General features: G+C 69.2%; 13 protein-coding genes. 4 read left to right on the top strand and 9 right to left on the bottom strand.

Annotated elements, in window-relative coordinates:
- Positions 1 to 83: 83 nt before the first annotated feature.
- Positions 84 to 1,703: a diguanylate cyclase domain-containing protein gene (locus ACZ50N_RS25975; protein WP_464474141.1), complete on the top strand. Its 1,620-nt coding sequence runs from the start codon at positions 84 to 86 to the stop codon at positions 1,701 to 1,703.
- Here ACZ50N_RS25975 and ACZ50N_RS25970 read toward each other — a convergent pair.
- The 3 genes from ACZ50N_RS25970 to ACZ50N_RS25960 all read right to left on the bottom strand — a co-directional run bounded on the left by ACZ50N_RS25970 (position 1,669) and on the right by ACZ50N_RS25960 (position 4,187).
- Positions 1,669 to 2,424, bottom strand: a complete 756-nt coding sequence (locus ACZ50N_RS25970) for an SDR family NAD(P)-dependent oxidoreductase (protein ID WP_464474140.1) — start codon at positions 2,422 to 2,424, stop codon at positions 1,669 to 1,671. The genes ACZ50N_RS25975 and ACZ50N_RS25970 overlap by 35 nt on opposite strands.
- Positions 2,421 to 3,674: a metal-dependent hydrolase family protein gene (locus ACZ50N_RS25965; RefSeq protein ID WP_464474139.1), complete on the bottom strand. Its 1,254-nt coding sequence runs from the start codon at positions 3,672 to 3,674 to the stop codon at positions 2,421 to 2,423. The genes ACZ50N_RS25970 and ACZ50N_RS25965 overlap by 4 nt, the downstream gene beginning before the upstream one ends.
- Positions 3,675 to 3,764: 90 nt before the next feature.
- On the bottom strand, positions 3,765 to 4,187 hold the full coding sequence (locus tag ACZ50N_RS25960) for a hypothetical protein (protein ID WP_464469167.1): 423 nt from the start codon (positions 4,185 to 4,187) through the stop codon (positions 3,765 to 3,767).
- A 61-nt stretch (positions 4,188 to 4,248) separates the two neighbouring features.
- Between ACZ50N_RS25960 and ACZ50N_RS25955 the strand changes: the two genes are divergently transcribed.
- Positions 4,249 to 4,893, top strand: a complete 645-nt coding sequence (locus ACZ50N_RS25955) for a hypothetical protein (RefSeq protein WP_046365979.1) — start codon at positions 4,249 to 4,251, stop codon at positions 4,891 to 4,893.
- A 12-nt stretch (positions 4,894 to 4,905) separates the two neighbouring features.
- On the opposite strand, the gene ACZ50N_RS25950 is transcribed toward ACZ50N_RS25955, so the two are convergent.
- Entirely contained in the window at positions 4,906 to 6,294 is a 1,389-nt protein-coding gene (locus ACZ50N_RS25950) for an aspartate aminotransferase family protein (RefSeq protein WP_464474138.1), read from the bottom strand.
- A 42-nt stretch (positions 6,295 to 6,336) separates the two neighbouring features.
- Here ACZ50N_RS25950 and ACZ50N_RS25945 point away from each other — a divergent pair, with 42 nt between their 5' ends.
- The gene (locus ACZ50N_RS25945) at positions 6,337 to 7,776 is read left to right on the top strand and encodes an HNH endonuclease signature motif containing protein (RefSeq protein ID WP_464474137.1); all 1,440 of its coding nucleotides are present in this window, start codon (positions 6,337 to 6,339) and stop codon (positions 7,774 to 7,776) included.
- Between the two features lie 50 nt (positions 7,777 to 7,826).
- Here the strand turns inward: ACZ50N_RS25945 and ACZ50N_RS25940 are convergent, their stop codons facing one another.
- Genes ACZ50N_RS25940 through ACZ50N_RS25930 form a run of 3 tightly spaced genes read right to left on the bottom strand, consistent with a single transcriptional unit; the run spans position 7,827 to position 11,887 of the window.
- Positions 7,827 to 9,251 (bottom strand): WS/DGAT/MGAT family O-acyltransferase, encoded by a 1,425-nt coding sequence (locus ACZ50N_RS25940; protein ID WP_464469164.1) that lies wholly within the window; start codon positions 9,249 to 9,251, stop codon positions 7,827 to 7,829.
- 22 nt (positions 9,252 to 9,273) lie between these two features.
- Positions 9,274 to 10,731, bottom strand: a complete 1,458-nt coding sequence (locus tag ACZ50N_RS25935; protein WP_464474136.1) for a protein adenylyltransferase SelO — start codon at positions 10,729 to 10,731, stop codon at positions 9,274 to 9,276.
- Positions 10,732 to 10,741: 10 nt separating this feature from the next.
- A complete protein-coding gene (locus ACZ50N_RS25930) occupies positions 10,742 to 11,887 on the bottom strand; it encodes a hypothetical protein (RefSeq protein ID WP_464474135.1) in 1,146 nt (381 codons plus the stop codon).
- 181 nt (positions 11,888 to 12,068) lie between these two features.
- Between ACZ50N_RS25930 and ACZ50N_RS25925 the strand changes: the two genes are divergently transcribed.
- Complete coding sequence (locus tag ACZ50N_RS25925; RefSeq protein WP_046365982.1) at positions 12,069 to 12,962, top strand: mycobacterial-type methylenetetrahydrofolate reductase; 894 nt, start codon at positions 12,069 to 12,071, stop codon at positions 12,960 to 12,962.
- On the opposite strand, the gene ACZ50N_RS25920 is transcribed toward ACZ50N_RS25925, so the two are convergent.
- Complete coding sequence (locus ACZ50N_RS25920; protein WP_464474134.1) at positions 12,959 to 13,507, bottom strand: hypothetical protein; 549 nt, start codon at positions 13,505 to 13,507, stop codon at positions 12,959 to 12,961. The two genes, ACZ50N_RS25925 and ACZ50N_RS25920, sit on opposite strands and share 4 nt — an antisense overlap.
- Complete coding sequence (locus tag ACZ50N_RS25915) at positions 13,508 to 14,119, bottom strand: MspA family porin (protein WP_464474133.1); 612 nt, start codon at positions 14,117 to 14,119, stop codon at positions 13,508 to 13,510.
- Positions 14,120 to 14,177 lie beyond the last annotated feature (58 nt).

The raw sequence follows: 14,177 nt of genomic DNA, 5'->3' as shown, positions 1-14,177 counted from the left end.
AAATGACGGTGCACAGGTTCCGCCGGTAGCATCAGCCTCCGCGCTGTCAGCGCGAATGGTGGGGATAGACGGGTGCGCGGCACATGGACGGTGGCACGGCGGCAGAGTTGCCGTTCTCCGGCGCCCCTGCTGACCTGCGCGTGCTGCAGTCGCTGCTGCGCATCGCCGAGGCGGTCGCACGGGCCGACGCGTTCGACGATGCCCTCGAGGTGATTGCCGAGCAGGCGCTCGCCGCACTGCGCGGGTCATCGCTGTCGATCAGCCGCTGGGAGGCCGACCTCGCACAGCTGCGCACGATGATCAACGTCGGCGACATCGGCCCCGACGAGAGCCGATGGCCCACCGACGAGTTCTACCCGGTGTCCGCCGATCCGCACATCTCGGAGTTGCTGCTGCACGGCCGCCCGTACATCAACGCCCTCGACGAGCCCGACTGCCCTCCGTACTGCACCGAGTGGTTGCAGAAAATCGGCAAGGAGAGCGAGATCGCCGTGCCGATCATGAGCGGCGACGCCATGTGGGGCGAGATCTGGGCTTCGGGCGACGGCGGCCGACGGTTCGACCTCGGGGACGCGCAGCTGCTCTCGGCCATCGCCGCGTACATCACCGTGGCGATCAACCGGTCCGAGACGTTGAACACGGTGTGGGGATACGCGCTGCAGGATCCACTCACCGGCATCGCCAACCGCCGCGCGGTCGACCAGCGATTCGCCGAATTGGATTGGGAGAGATCGTCTCCCGTCGCGATCCTGTGCGATCTGGACGGCTTCAAGCGCATCAACGACCGCGACGGACACCCGGCGGGCGATCAGCTGCTGCGCGACGTCGCCGCCGTTCTGGGTGGGCTGGCCGCGACCGTCGACGGCGCCATCGCCGCGCGCCTGGGTGGCGACGAGTTCTGCATCGTGCTGCCCGATGCGACCCTGGCCTCAGCTCAGGTGTTCGCCACCGATGCCACCCGCGCGCTGCACGATGTCGTTGATCGCGAAGTCAGCCTGTGTTGGGGCGCCGCGGTGGCGGGGCCCGGCGTCCGCAGCGCCGGCGAGTTGCTGGCGGCCGCCGACGCCGCGCTGCTGCACGCCAAGCGGCAAGGCCCGGCGCGCTACAGCACCGGTGCGCCGCTGGATGCACGCGACATCGACGGGTGGGACCGCCGCTCCGGCCCGCGGCGCGCTGTCGACCGATTGGCCTCCGATCTGGTGCGCATGCTCGACGACCAGCCCGCGCTGACGCTCGCCCAGGCCCTGGAGGCGCTGGCCGTTGCGCTCGCTCAGGCTGTGGATGCCGCGGCCTGGGCGATCTCGGAGACCGTTGGCGGCGGGTCGGCGCTGCGGATGGTGAACAACGTGTCGAGTGTGCGCAAGCGTGAGGCGGGACTGATCGTTCTCGTCGACTTCGGCCCGCCGAACTACTCCCTCGAGGATTACCCGGCCACGGCGCGCGCGATCGCCGACGGCACGACCTTCGTGGCCGCCGTCGGCATGGAGTCCGCCGATCCCGACGAGGTCGCGCTCCTTCGCGAGCTGGGCTACCAGGCAGTGCTCGGCGTCGGCATCCCCGCCGGCGAGACGAGCTATCTGATGGAGATCTATTCACACGACGGGCATGCCGACCTTGCCGAAGTCGCGCCGCTGGCACGGGTTCTCGCGGCGTACTGCGTGACCAGGGTCAGCGGAAACCAGCCGATCCACCGTCGGCCATGAGCGTCTGACCGGTGACGAACGCTGCGTCGTCACCGAGTAGGAAGCACACCACGGGGCCGATGTCGGTCGCCACGTCGCCGAGGCGGCCCAGAGGCACGGCGCGCACAGTGCGCTCGTAGGTCTGCGGGTCCATGTCCCGCCACGCCCTGATGCTCTCGGTTTCGGCATAGGGGCACACCACGTTCACCCAGATGCGGTGCCGGCCCCATTCCAGCGCCGCGACTTTCGACATGCCTCGGATGGCTTCCTTCGCCGCCCCATAGGCGCCGAACCGGGAGAGGCCCTGGGTGCCCGACCCCGAGCCGAGGTTGACGATGCTGCCTCCGCCGTTGCCGACGAACACCGGGTACACGGCCTGCATCAGGGCGAACGTGGCACGTGGTCCCACGTCGAACACGAGGTCATAGTCCTCCCGGGTGATCTCGTGAAAAGCCTTGGGCTCGTTGGTCGCGATAGCGTTGTTGACCAGGCCGTGCACCGAACCGAAAGTGTCGACGGCCGCCGCCACGATGCGCTCGGCGGCGTCGTCCTCGCGGAGGTCCATGGTCACCGAGGCGACCTGGCCGCCGCCCAATTCCGCCGCCGTCGTGCTCAACAGCTCCTCATCGCGGTCGACCAGCAGCACCCCGGCGCCGCGTGCGGTGAGCGCCCTCGCGATGCCCTTGCCGACACCGCGAGCGGCGCCGGTCACGATGACGGCCCGCCCGGTCAGATCCGTCATGCCGGATGTCCCTTCACGATCGCGCCGTCCTTGACGATCACGGGCAGATTCGTCGCGGGATCGCCGAGCACGGACAGGTCTGCAGTCGGATCGCCGTCGACCAACAGCACGTCGGCCCATGCACCGGCGGTGATCTCACCGAGGCGTGCCGATCGGTAGGGATCGCGATCGCCGGCCAGCCGCAGGAGTGCGGCGTTGCCCGACGTGACGAGTTTGAGCGCGTCGACGGCGCTCATGTACTCGCCGAGTCGCACCACCATCGCGCTCTGTAGATCGGCGTGCTCGGGCTCGAACAGGAGGTCGGTACCCCAGGCCAGCCGCACACCATGTGTGGCGGCCCAGCCGAAGAGCCGATCGGTGCCCGCGCAGATCTCGCGGTTCTTCTGCGCGCTGGCCGGGTTCGCGAACGTGTGGTCGTGTTCGGCGAACGGCTGCGTGGACAGCCACACCTCGCGCTCGGCGAGCATCGCGATGGTCGGTTCATCAGCGAGGTGGCCGTGCTCGATGGACTTCACCCCGGCCTCGACGGCCCGTCGGATGCCGAGGACGTTGTAGACGTGCGTGGCGACGTAGGTGCCGTAGTCCTCGGCGGCCTGCACGGCGGCGCGCAGTTCGGCCGGGGTGAACTGGACGGTGTAGAGCGGGTCGTAGAGCGACGCCGCGCCGCCGCCGACCATCAGTTTGATCTGGCTGGCGCCGAGCTTCAGTTGTTCGCGCACCGCGGCCAGGACGCGTTCGGGCCCGTCGGCGACCCGCATGAAACCGATCTGTTCTCCGCGGGACTCGTTGCCGCCCAGTGCGGTCGGACGTTCGTAGACGAAACTGAAGTCGCCGTGACCGCCGGTCTGCGAGATTGCGGCCTGGCTGGGGTAGATGCGCGGGCCCAGCTCCGGTCGGGCATCGGTCACCGTCTTGATGCCCGCGGTGTCGCCGGCCATGTCGCGCACTGTGGTGAAGCCGCGCAGCAGAGTGTCCCGGGCGCCCACCAAAGTCTTGGCGGCCAGCAGGGTCTGCGAGCCCATCGCGAGGTCCAGCAGCGAGTTGGCCATCCCGACGAGGTGAGCGTGCGCGTCGATCATGCCGGGCATCAGGGTGTGCCCCGCGCCGTCGATCACGGTCGTGCCGTCGGTCTCGGCGATGGGTGACCGGTCGACCGCGGTGATCGTGCGGCCCTCGATGAGCACGTGCCCGTCGGTGGTCTGGTCGGACAGTCCGTCGAAGATCCGCACGTTCTTGATCACCAGGCGCATGCCGGCCACGCTAGCCGCTGGACAGGCACCGAAAAGCCGGACCCGCGCCACGGGTCCGGCTGTGTTCGGTGGTCAGTTGTCGGTCGAGTGTCAGCCGACGGGGATGGAGGCGCAGCCCACTCCGGGGATGCATCCGGATACTCCGCCGGGTCCGGCAGAGCCGCCGACGCCGCCGGGGTTGGTCGAGCCGCTGGCACCGCCGGGTCCGGCGACGCCCGAGGGGCCGCCGGGGATCGCGCCGCTGGCACCGTCAGGGCCGGCTGCACCGGCCACGCCACCGGGGTTGGTCGCACCGCTGACCCCACCGGGTCCGGCCTCGCCGCCGGGACCGCCCGGGATCGCGCCGCTCGCGCCGCCGGGGCCTGCTGTGCCGATCGACGCGCACGGGGTGCCGTCCGGGTTGAAGCACGGCGGCGGTGCCGGCTGCGCGAAAGTCAGGGGCGCAGTTGCGATTGCAGTCGCCGCCGCGCCCGCGAAGATCAAGGAACCTAGATTCAGTGTCTTGTGTCGCATGGCTAACTAGTTGCCCGATCGCTGCAGAATCGAAACCACGAGTTGATGGCATTCTGGCGGGATGGGTCTGATCTTCCGGTTGCTCGAGCTGCTGGTGGTGCTCGTGCCGCTGGTCGGTGTGGGCTACGCGACGTACCGCGGCATCGTCGCCACGAGACGGCAGCGCGACGCGGAATTGCCCGCGCCGGCCGCGGCGCGTCCTGCGACTGCGGCTCAGCGGCGCACGGTCCTGCGAACCGTCGAACAGCACGACCGCACTGACACCCGGTGGCTGGAGTACGAACTCGATGCGGCCACGCTGCTGGACTTCCCGTTGATGACCGACCTGAGCGATCCCCTCACCGAACGCTTCCACCGGGCGAAGCTGCGCGCCGATTTCCTGCGGCCCGCCGACATCGGCGATCTGCTCGAAGACCGCGATTCGCTGAGGGCCTACATCGAGGCGGTCGGCGAATACGCGACCGCATTCGACATCGCCGAAGCCGAAGCGCGGCGCCGCAAACGGGCCGCGTTCACCGCCGACGAGCAGGACCGGCTGCTGCGCGCGCAACGGCTGCTTCGCGTCGCTGCCGATGCTGCCGCCACGCCGCAGGAGCGCGAGCGGGCCTACCGGTTGGCCCAGCGGGAACTGGACGGGCTGCTGGTGTTACCCGAGCGTGCCCGCCATGCACTGGAACGCGGAATCAGCGGCGAGCTGGGGGATTAGCCCAGCGCGACGTCATCCGAGAGAAGCGTCGGCGACGTCGAGAGCCTTGTCGAGCAGTGCCACACCTTCGCGTGCCAGGTCCTCGCCGATGATGCACGGCGGGACGACGTGGATGCGGTTGTAGTTGGCGAACGGCAGCAGCCCGAGCTTCTTGCATTCGGCGATCACCGAATTCATTGCAGCGCTGGAACTTCCGTACGGGGCCAAGGGTTCGCGGGTGGTTTGGTCGGCGACGAGTTCGACGGCCCAGAACACGCCCGCGCCACGCACCTCGCCGACGCTGGGGTGCCGCGCCGCGACGTCGCGCAGCGCCGGTCCGAGAACCTCGGTGCCGATCCGGGCCGCGTTCTCGACGATGCCTTCTTCGGCCATCGCGGTGATGGTCGCGACTGCGGCGGCTGTCGCGAGCGGATGGCCGGAGTAGGTGAGCCCGCCGGGGTAGGCGCGGTGGGCGAACGTCTCGGCGATGTGCGGGCTGATCGCCACCCCGCCGAGCGGCACGTAGCCGGAGTTGACGCCCTTGGCGAACGTCAGCAGATCGGGCACGACGTCGAAATGGTCGATGGCGAACCACTTTCCGCTACGGCCGAAGCCCGACATCACCTCGTCGGCGATGTAGACGATGCCGTACTCATCGCACAGGGCCCGCACGCCGGCGAGGTAGCCGGGCGGCGGCACCATGATGCCCGCGGTGCCGGGGATCGACTCGAGGATGATCGCGGCGATCGTGGACGGGCCCTCCATCCGGATGATGTCGCGCAGATGCGCCAGTGCGCGCTCGGACTCCTCCTCCTCGGTGGTGGCGTGGAACTGCGAGCGATAGAGGAAGGGGCCGAAGAAGTGCACGGTTCCGGCGTTGCCGTGGTCGTTGGGCCAACGGCGCGGGTCGCCGGTCAGGTTGATCGCGGTCTCGGTGCCGCCGTGGTACGAGCGGTAGCGCGAGAGCACCTTGTACCGACCGGTGTGCAGACGGGCCATGCGGACCGCGTGCTCGACGGCGTCGGCGCCGCCGTTGGTAAAGAAGATCTTGTTCAGCTCACCCGGGGTGCGCTCGGCGACCAACCGCGCGGCTTCGGAGCGCGCGGCGTTGGCGTGCTGGGGTGCGACGGTGCACAGCTTGGCGGCCTGTTCGGCGATCGCGGCGACGACCTTGGGGTGCTGGTGGCCGATGTTGGTGTTGACCAGCATCGAGGAGAAGTCGAGCAGCCGGTTGCCCTGGCCGTCCCAGACGTGGCAGCCCTCCGACGCGGTGATCGTCATCGGGGTGATCTCGGCCTGAGCCGACCACGAATGGAACACGTGGGCGCGGTCGAGCTCGTAGGCGCGGTCGGCTTCGGCACGTGCCTCGTCGGCGGTCAGGCCGTTGGGCAGTGTCAATTCATGCAAGGTCGGATTGGCCACAGGTAAACCGTAGTCGGTGCAGCCGAAATTGTCGGTGATCGAATGTATGTTCGAATCATGTCGGAGGTACAGCGGGTGGTCGCGGGGTTACGCGCTGCGGTCGATGCTGTGCTGGCCTGCGGCCTCGATCGGTCCACTGCTGGCGAGGTGGTGGAGCTGCTCGACGAGCTCGAAAACGCGGGCTGCCGGCTGCCCGCGGCCCAGCATCGGGCGTTGGCCCGGTTGCAGGTGGAGACATCTGCGGTGCAGATGGGGGCGAAGAATTGGAAAGACGTGCTGGCGATCCGCTACCGGATCAGTGGTTCGGAGGCGAACCGCCGGTTGAGTGAGGCGGCGCTGTTGGCGCCGCGGCAGTCGATGACCGGAGAGCCGCTACCCCCGGTGCTGCCGGCGACCGCGGCCGCGCAAGCCGAGGGGCGGATCACCCGCGAACATGTGGAGGTGATCCGTAAAGCGGTCGACGACCTCCCGAGCTTTGTCGACGTGGCCACGCGGGAGCAGTTCGAGGCTGAGGTGGTGCGCATCGCCCGTGGTGCCGGTCCGAAGGCCACCCGCGACGCCGCAGAGTTGGAGTTGTTCCTGCTCGATCAGGACGGGCCCGAACCCGACGACGCCGACCGCACCCGCAAGCGGGGGTTGACCAAGAGCCCGCAACGTCGCGACGGCATGACGCAGTGGCGGGCCGACCTGACCCCGGAGGCGGCGGCGGTGTGGGAGGCGATCTTCGCCAAATACGCCGCCCCGGGCATGTGCAACCCCGACGATAACGAGCCGTGCGTCTCGGGGACACCGACGCAGGCGCAGATCGACAACGATCACCGCAGCCTGGCCCAACGCCAGCATGATGCGCTGGTCGCGGTGGGCCGGATCGCCCTGATGAGCGGCGAGTTGGGTCAGCTGAATGGGTTACCGGTGACGGTGATCGTGCGTACCACCCTGCAGGACTTGGAATCCCGCGCCGGGATCGGGACGACGGGCGGCGGCACCCGGCTGCCCATCAAAGACGTGATCCGCATGGGTTCCCACTCGAGCCACTATCTGGCGGTGTTCGACCGCGCCACCGGGTCAGCGCTGGACCTGTTCCGGGCTCGCCGCACCGCCTCGGCGGCGCAAAGGGTCATGCTGATCGCCCGCGACGGCGGCTGCAGCAAACCCGGCTGCCCCGTCGGCGCGTATGGCTGCCAGGTCCACCACGTCACCCAAGATTGGGCCGAGGGCGGGCTGACCAACATCGACGACCTCGGCCTGGCCTGCCCACCGGATAACCGCGCCGTCGCTCCCGGCGGCTGGACCACATCGATGAGCCCCCGCCACGACGTCGAATGGACCCCACCACCGAACCTCGACACCGGCCAAACCCGGATCAACACCCACCACACCCCCGAACGCTTGCTGCGCCCGGAGGATGACGAGCCCACACAGGAGACAGCCGACCCGTCGGAACCCGGCGGGCCCGCGCCACCGGACAACGAAGCCGCCTGAGTGCGGCGAGGCGATGACAGGTCTTGCCGAGGTGACTCTCGTGGGAGCGATCAGTCCTCGGAGGCCTTCTCGAGTTCGGCCAGCGCCTCGCCGCTGTAGACGGCCAGGCGCTGCAGGTGCGGCAGCCGGTCGCGGCAGCCGACGAACCCGATGTTCAGGGTGTCGGCGTAGCTCTGCAGCGTGATGTTCAGCGCCATGCCATGGATCGGGATGGACACCGGGTAGGTCGCTTCCAGTCGAGAACCGTTGAACCACAACGGTTCCCGCGGACCCGGCACGTTCGAGACGCACAGGTTGAACGTGTAGGGCCACGGCGCCTGGACACCGGTCAGCGCGCCGGCGATCTGGGTGCCCGCCGGTGCGAGCAGCGCCGCACTGTAGGCGATGATCGCTGCCGGTGACATGTTCTGCAGCTGCGCCTTGGCCGCTCCCGTCGCGGCGGTGATGACGTTCAGACGCTCGACCGGATCGGCGATGTGGGTGCCCATCGGGGCGAGGATCGCGCCGACGGCGTTGCCGCCGCCCTCGTCACCTTTGGGGCGGACGTTGACGGGGAGGAACGCGATCAACGAGCGATCGGGCAGCTCGTCGATCTCCGACAGGAACTTGCGCAGGCCGCCGCCGAGGATGGCCAGCGCCACGTCGTTGATCGTCGCGCCGTGCTGTGAGCTCAGCTTCTTGAGGCGGTCGAAGTCGTACTGCTGCGTCGCGAAGCGCCGATTGCGGCTGATCCGTGCGTTGAGGATGCTGTGCGGCGCCGAGGCCGACCCCGGGATCTGGGCGTAGTCACCGTCACGGCGAATCTGGGTGTTGACCACCGCCGTCGCCAGGTCCACCGCCGAACTCACACCGCCGGTCACCGTCGACGAGATCCCGCCCAGCGCCCGCAACGTCGCGGCGATCGGGTTCACGGTTTCGGTGCTGGCGAGCGGCCGCGTGCGTTCGGGCAGCGGCACGTTGAAGAACATCCGGGTGTCGCGCGACTCGGGGTCGGTGGACATGCTGCGGGCGAGCATGCGCATCGCGCTGTACCCGTCGACCAGCGCGTGGTGGATCTTCATGTACAGCGCGAACCGGCCGCCTTCGAGGCCCTCGATGACGTGCAGCTCCCACGGTGGGCGGGTCAGATCGAGATGGTTGCTGTGCAGCCGGGAGACCAGGACGCCGAGCTCGCGTTCGTCACCAGGGCTGGCCAACGCCGATCGGCGCACGTGGTAGTCGAAGTCGAAGTCCTTGTCCTCGACCCAGCTGTGCAGCGGGCTGTACTGCAGCCGTGGATGGGCGAGCTTGAGGTTCCACGGCCGCATCACCTCTTGGCGGCGCGCCTCGGCGATCATCTCCCGGAGGTATTCGACCGTCGCGTCTGGCGGCGGCGTGAACGGCAGCAAGCCGGCCACGTGCATCTTCGAACTGGGTGTTTCCCCGTAGATGAACAGCAGGTCCTGCAGACCGAGCCTCTTGCTAGTCGCGCTCACCCCGTCACGGTACGCGGTGTGATCAGGTCCCACAGAATGTTCGGAACGTGGCGGAGAACTCCTGCCTGCCCGGCTCCGCGTAGCGCTCGAGACCCGGTCGCTGCACGTACGGCGCGCGCACCGCATCGAGCAACGATTCCGCCGGCCCCAGGTCGCCGTCGGTGGCGGCGGCCAGCGCCTCTTCCACCAGATGGTTGCGGGGGATGTAGAGCGGGTTCACCGCGTCCATGGCCGCCGGATCGGGGCCGAGTTCGCGCCAGCGGGCGAGCCACGCGTCGAAGGCGGCGAGGTCGATGAACTCGCCGCGTACCGGTTCGGCGTCCCCGCGGGCCGCCTCGGCCAGCTGCCGGTAGAACGACGTGTGGTCGACTCCGCTGTTCTGCATCTGGACGAGCAGCTCCTGGGTCAGCGCATCGGCCGCCTCAGCCGGGGCGTCGGCGAGCCCGAGCTTCGCGCGCATGCCCGCATCCCACCGGCTCTGGTACCGGTCACGGAAAAGGCCCAGCGACTGCTCGGCCTGGCTCACCGCGGTGTCGACATCGTCGTCGAGCAGCGGCAGCAGGGCCTCCGCGAAGCGCGCGAGGTTCCACAGGGCGATGCCCGGCTGATTGCCGTAGGCGTAGCGGCCGCCGTGGTCGATGGAGCTGAACACCGTCTGCGGATCGAACGCCTCCATGAACGCGCACGGGCCGTAGTCGATCGTCTCGCCCGAGATCGTCATGTTGTCGGTGTTCATGACGCCGTGGATGAAGCCGACCAGCATCCACCGCGCCACCAGGTCCGCCTGTACGTCGATGACCGCCTCGAGCAGCGCCCGGTAGGGCTGCGCCGCATCCGCACAGGCCGGGTGATGACGCCCGATCGCGTAGTCGGCGAGCCGGCGCAGCACTCCGACGTCCTTGGTCTGGCGGGCGACCAGCGACGCGTACTCGAAGCTGCCGACACGCAAGTGGCTGGCCGCCACCCGGGCCAGGACGGCGCCGGGCAGCTCGGTCTCGCGGTACACCGGCCGGCCGGTCGCCACCACCGACAGCGACCGCGTGGTCGGAATGCCGAGCGCGTGCATCGCCTCACTGATGACGAACTCGCGCATCATCGGTCCGACCGCGGCCAGGCCGTCGCCGCCGCGCGCGAACGGCGTGCGTCCCGACCCCTTCAGATGGAGGTCGCGCGTCTGTCCGGCGGCGTCGACGAGTTCGCCGAGGAGTAGCGCCCGTCCGTCACCCAGACGCGGGACGAATCCGCCGAACTGGTGACCCGCGTAGGCCTGTGCCACCGGGGTGGCGTCGGCCGGAACCGCGGTGCCCGCGAGCAGACGCACCCCTTCGCGACTGCGCAGCCACGCCGCGTCCAGACCCAGTTCAGCGGCGAGCGTCTCGTTGAGCACCAGCAGCGTCGGGTTCGGCGCGTCCTCGGCCTGCCATCGCACCGCGAGTTCGGGGAGGTCACGGACGAACGTGTCCCGCAGCGCGATGGTCATCCTTCCCAGACTACGGAGACGTCTGGATCAGAGCGATGGCGTCGACGTTGTCCTTGACGGGAATCCGGCGGGAGCTCTCCTCGACCACCAGCGCGCCGGCGGGGTCGGTGTAGCCATCGCTGTGCGGCAGGATCAGCGCCCGCTGCCCCGGGGCCAACTCGGTGGTCTGCAACGCCGATGTCGGTGGGGCGACCTGGGCGATGTGGTCGCCGGTCAATTGCCACACGACCGGGGGCGCGGCTTGCGGTTGACCGCAGCGCCACGTCGTCAGGCTCAGCTTGGGCGGGCCCTGCTGCGGCCACCACAGCTTGGTGATGCGGAAGCCGGCCGCCGGATCGGTGGCGGCGACGTCGAACGTCTGCTGGTTGCCGTCCGCATCGGCCTGCACGACGGCCGCGGTGCCGCACGCATCGTTGGTGGCCCGGTAGAGCGCGTAGGCCAGCGAGCCGCCGTCGGGGGAGAGGCGGGCGACGGTGACCGGGCTGTTGGCGTCGACCTGTCCGAGCGACGTCGGTGCGCCGGGCCCGCGTACCGCGTAGAGCGTGTCCGGGCCGCCGAACGGGGACGGCGGCGCTTCGACGCGGGCCAGCACGGCGGTTCCGCCGCGGGCCACGATCAGCCGCGGGTCGCCCGCGCCCGGCGCGGCCGGGAGGTCGACGGTCTGCATCGGCCGGGGCGTCGCATCCGGTGCCGCGAGGTCGAGACTCATGAGCCGGTTCGGCTGCTCCCACCAGACGATCGTGCTGCCGCCCGCGGTGCCCAGCGTGGGGCCCACCGGGATCTGGCGAATGCCACCCCGCCGGTTCGCCACATCGAGGATCCCGACGTGGTTGTCGACGGTGCGGGAGAACACGAACCGGCCGTCCTCGGTGGTGATGAGGTCGTTGCTGGGCGCGAAGGGCCCGGCCACCGTGGCGATCTTGGTGGTGCCGTCGACGACGCCGATCTCATCGGCGGCGCGGTAGGCGAGCATGGGGCCGGCGGGCGCCGACGGAGTCGTCGTCGGGTCGAACGGAGACGTGACTCTCGGGGACGTGGAATCCGCGCTCGATGACGGAGAGGCGGGCGGTGACTGCAGACCACTGCACGCTGCGGCCAGGATGGCGAGCAGCGCGAACAGCGTGACGGTGACGCAACGGCGAATCAGAATTCTCATAGGGGATCGCTCTCCATGAAAGCCGAAGAGTGCGTGATGGTGGTCGCGGGGTGGGTGCGCGACGCGCCCGGCACGGCTCCGCTCGGTATGGTGATTGCTCGCCGGTGACGGGGGAATCGTGGGCTGACGAGCATCGTCGGCCGGGCAGCCGGGCTGTGAGAACTCAGATGTGGAGCAACTTGTGAGCCTGAACACCATCGCTTTGGAGCTGGTGCCGCCGAACGTCGACCGGGGACGCGAGCAGGCTCTCTCCGACGCCGAGAAGGTGCTGCGCTGTTCGGCCGAGGCGGGCATCGGCGGGCGCGTCCGGCACGTGATGATCCCGGGCATGATCGAGGAGGACGACGACCGTCCTCTGGAGATGAAGCCCAAGCTCGACGTCCTCGAGTTCTGGTCGATGATCAAGCCGGAACTGCCCGATGTGCGCGGGTTGTGCACCCAGGTCACCGCGTTCATGGACGAGCCCACCCTGCGCGGCCGGCTGGCCGAGCTCAGCGACAGCGGGTTCGACGGGATCGCGTTCGTGGGTGTGCCGCGCACTCTCAGCGACGGCGAGGGCTCCGGGGTGGCGCCCACGGATGCGTTGACGATCTTCGACGAGGTCGTCGACAATCGCGGCGTCATCCTCATCCCCACCCGCGAGGGCGAGCAGGGCCGGTTCACGTTCAAGTGTGACCGTGGCGCCACCTATGGCATGACGCAGCTGCTGTACTCCGACACGATCGTCGACTTCCTCACCGAGTTCGCCAAGACCAACGAACACCGTCCCGAGATCCTGCTGTCTTTCGGATTCGTGCCGGCGGTGGAGACCAAGGTCGGTTTGATCAACTGGCTGATCCAGGATCCCGGCAATGCCGCCGTTGCCGCCGAGCAGGAGTTCGTCAAGCAGCTGGCCGGTTCGGAACCGGTGCAGCGGCGCAAGCTGATGGTCGACCTGTACAAGCGCGTCATCGACGGAGTGGGCGAGCTGGGCTTCCCGCTCAGCGTGCACTTCGAGGCCACCTACGGCATCAACACCCCGGCGTTCGAGACGTTCGCCGAGATGCTCGCCCACTGGGCGCCCGACACGGCCTAAGGCAGCGGCCGGCCGTAGATCGGCTCGTGCGGATTCCCGGGCTCCTCGATCGCGGGCAGCGGGTACACGGGCAGGTCGTCCGGCAGCGGAGACTCGGGCTGCGCGACGGTTGACGGCGGCGTTCCCGACGGGCTCTCCGCCGTCGGCATGGCCGCCACACCGGCGCTGGCCGAGACCCCCGGGGTCGGGGTGCCCGGCGGTTCCAGACCGGCGGAGATGCCGTAGCGGCTGTTCGAGGTCACCAGCGGTCCCTCGTCCTGGGGTGCGTTTCCTCGGCTGCTTCCCGGCAGTCCCTCGGCCTGTGACGGCGTGTCGACTGTGGCCGCGATCCGTACCCCGCGTGAGTCCGTCAGTGGCGGCGGCTCGACCGCGATGACGTTGTACGGGTAGTCGAAGCTGCCCGGTTCGACATCGGGTGCCAGCGGCACCCACGGCGGTGGGTCGGGCAGGTCCGGCTGGCCGGCTGCGACGGGGGCAGCTGCTATCGCGGCGGCGAGCGTCATCGCGGCCAGCAGCGAGACCCACGTCCGGCGCATCATCGTCACCTAGATCTTGATCGGGTCGCCGTAGACCGCGAATTGCGTGTGCGCGACGTCGGTCGAGACGCGCAGGTACGCATACGACCGTACGGTCACGTCGCCGCCGCACGCATCGGCCTTGATGTGGATGTTGTCGATGTCGATCATCGCCCGGCCGTCCGGGCTCAGGGTCATGTTCGACAGCGGGAGGTCGACGATCACGCCGGGTTGCAGAACTGTCTGCACGAATCCGGCGACGCCACCCGTGCCGCCGACGGAGACACCGGAGCCGCTACCGACACCGATCGCGCCCTGCGGTGCGACGCCGGCCGTGCCGCCGTACTGCAGGCCGGCGGACACATCGGACTGGCAGCCCAGCTGGTAGCCCAGGATGAAGATGCTGTCGGTGATCGGGCTCGATCCGCCGACGGCCGTGGCGGTCGCCGACGCGGTGACGAAACCCTCGCGAGAATCGTTGGCGTTGGCCAGGTTCGGCACCGAGTTGACCACCTCGTTGTCGATCCGGATGTTCAGGTGCCAGCCGTCGCGCGTCACCTTGTCGTAGAACTGCGGGCGCATCGCCACGGGTTCGGCATCGGCAGTGGTGACACTCACCGTCGTGAAGGACAACACCGTCATCGCAGCAGCGAGCCTCCCCGCACCCCAGCGCACGCGTGTAGCTAAGCAGACCAGCGAA

Source organism: Mycolicibacterium obuense (assembly GCF_055397605.1).
This window is presented reverse-complemented; position numbering and strand designations above follow the sequence as displayed.

Bases quoted from the DNA above. Each gene is read 5' to 3' on its own strand.
- ACZ50N_RS25975 (WP_464474141.1), top strand. From the start codon at position 84: ATGGACGGTGGCACGGCGGCAGAGTTGCCGTTCTCCGGCGCCCCTGCT.
- ACZ50N_RS25970 (WP_464474140.1), bottom strand. From the start codon at position 2,424: ATGACGGATCTGACCGGGCGGGCCGTCATCGTGACCGGCGCCGCTCGC.
- ACZ50N_RS25965 (WP_464474139.1), bottom strand. From the start codon at position 3,674: ATGCGCCTGGTGATCAAGAACGTGCGGATCTTCGACGGACTGTCCGAC.
- ACZ50N_RS25960 (WP_464469167.1), bottom strand. From the start codon at position 4,187: ATGCGACACAAGACACTGAATCTAGGTTCCTTGATCTTCGCGGGCGCG.
- ACZ50N_RS25955 (WP_046365979.1), top strand. From the start codon at position 4,249: ATGGGTCTGATCTTCCGGTTGCTCGAGCTGCTGGTGGTGCTCGTGCCG.
- ACZ50N_RS25945 (WP_464474137.1), top strand. From the start codon at position 6,337: ATGTATGTTCGAATCATGTCGGAGGTACAGCGGGTGGTCGCGGGGTTA.
- ACZ50N_RS25935 (WP_464474136.1), bottom strand. From the start codon at position 10,731: ATGACCATCGCGCTGCGGGACACGTTCGTCCGTGACCTCCCCGAACTC.
- ACZ50N_RS25930 (WP_464474135.1), bottom strand. From the start codon at position 11,887: ATGAGAATTCTGATTCGCCGTTGCGTCACCGTCACGCTGTTCGCGCTG.
- ACZ50N_RS25915 (WP_464474133.1), bottom strand. From the start codon at position 14,119: ATGACGGTGTTGTCCTTCACGACGGTGAGTGTCACCACTGCCGATGCC.